We start from the raw sequence: 1599 nt of genomic DNA, 5'->3' as shown, positions 1-1599 counted from the left end.
TGATGGTAGAATATAAATAGTACAAGTTGAATTGAGAAAGTTCCGCATAAGTATTACAATAAATATAGAAAGAATGGGGGAACTTCTCATGGCAAAACAACATGATCAACAATTTAAAGGGGAAGCTGTCGAGTATTACCTTGACCATAAGGATCTAGGGCTTCGAGGGTGTGCAGAAAACCTTGGCATAGGTTATAGCACTCTTAGCAAGTGGGTTAGGGATTATAGCACCAATAACGGAACAATCCCAACTCGTGGTTCTGGCAACTATGCTTCTGATGTAGAAAAAGAAAATGCTAGGCTACGGAGAGAATTACGCGATGCAAAGGATGCACTTGATGTACTAAAAAAAGCCATCAGCATTCTGGGAAAATGACAGAGGCGATTTATCTTGAAGTCTATCGCAAGTGTGAAGCTTCCAAAGGGAAACGCCGCGTTTCTGTCAGCGGAATGCTGCGCTATTTAGGCGTTTCCAGGTCCGGTTATAACTCTTGGTTAAAGCGCAAACCATCAAAACAGCAGCTAAGGAAAGAGTCTGTCCAGGACAAAATTCGTGAAATCCATGCAAAGTCTCATGATATTTACGGAGCTCCAAAAATTACAAAGGAACTACATAAAGCTGGAGAGGTCATCTCAGAAAGAACTGTAGGTAAATATATGAAGGAAATGGGCTTAAAAGCAAGGTATATCAAGCCTTATACAGTTACAACACGTAACTCAAACTTCAGTAGTTCTCTTGAGAACATTTTACAGCAACAGTTCAATCCGGACTCTCCTAATGCAGTCTGGTGTACTGATATAACATATATATGGACTGTAGATGGATTTGTATACCTGACCAGTATCATGGATTTATATTCACGGAAAATTATAGCGTGGACACTTTCCAAAACACTAGAGGTATCATGTGTTTTAGATACCATAAATAAAGCAAAAGCAACTAGAAAGTTAACTAACCCACTAGTTATCCACAGTGATCGTGGAAGTCAGTATGTATCGAAGGAATACCGGAAAGCTGCATCAAAAATGACACTCAGTTACTCAAAGAAGGGGTGTCCTTGGGATAACGCCTGCATAGAGTCCTTTCATTCACTAATTAAACGTGAATGGCTAAATCAATATAAAATCAGAGATTATGATCATGCTAGAAAGCTAGTGTTTGAATATATTGAGACCTTTTATAACACTGTACGAACTCATAGCCACTGCGACTATAAATCGCCAGATCAGTATGAAGCACAATACTTGAAGAAAGCAATAAAACTTATTGGGTAAGCAATAAATATGCATAAAGACATTCTCTGCTTGAAATCATAATTTAATACGTACGGAAATACTAGGGAATAACTTGCTCATTTTAATTTGTACTTTTTCTTGACATAGTACCAACTAAAAAACTTTTGCTAAAATCTAGCTATTCAATTCTCATCCTTAGAGTGATAGTGAGGTCTTTTTTCAAAAAAAAACCTAAAAATACTTAACACGATCAGATGTTTACAGAGATTTCGCATTTAAAAATTTTTAGAGTGATAGACACGTTGATTTATAAAATTTAACTAAGAGCAGCTAGAAATATGTGATTTTCCGTTTTTTACTGGA

General features: G+C 36.8%; 2 protein-coding genes. Both read left to right on the top strand.

The annotated features are described in order from the left end of the window. Positions 1–88: 88 nt before the first annotated feature. Complete coding sequence (locus tag A6M21_RS02595; RefSeq protein ID WP_066666353.1) at positions 89–376, top strand: transposase; 288 nt, start codon at positions 89–91, stop codon at positions 374–376. Continuing rightward, complete coding sequence (locus A6M21_RS17715) at positions 373–1275, top strand: IS3 family transposase (RefSeq protein WP_078060337.1); 903 nt, start codon at positions 373–375, stop codon at positions 1273–1275. The genes A6M21_RS02595 and A6M21_RS17715 overlap by 4 nt, the downstream gene beginning before the upstream one ends. Positions 1276–1599: the final 324 nt, after the last annotated feature.

The organism is Desulfotomaculum copahuensis, from assembly GCF_001655685.1.
Lineage (GTDB): Bacteria > Bacillota > Desulfotomaculia > Desulfotomaculales > Desulfovirgulaceae > Desulfotomaculum_G > Desulfotomaculum_G copahuensis.
Note: the sequence above shows the minus strand (reverse complement) of the source record. Positions and strands in the feature narration are given on the sequence as shown.

What these genes read in the sequence shown, in the direction of transcription:
- A6M21_RS17715 (WP_078060337.1), top strand. Translation starts at nt 373, where the DNA reads ATGACAGAGGCGATTTATCTTGAAGTCTATCGCAAGTGTGAAGCTTCC.
- A6M21_RS02595 (WP_066666353.1), top strand. Translation starts at nt 89, where the DNA reads ATGGCAAAACAACATGATCAACAATTTAAAGGGGAAGCTGTCGAGTAT.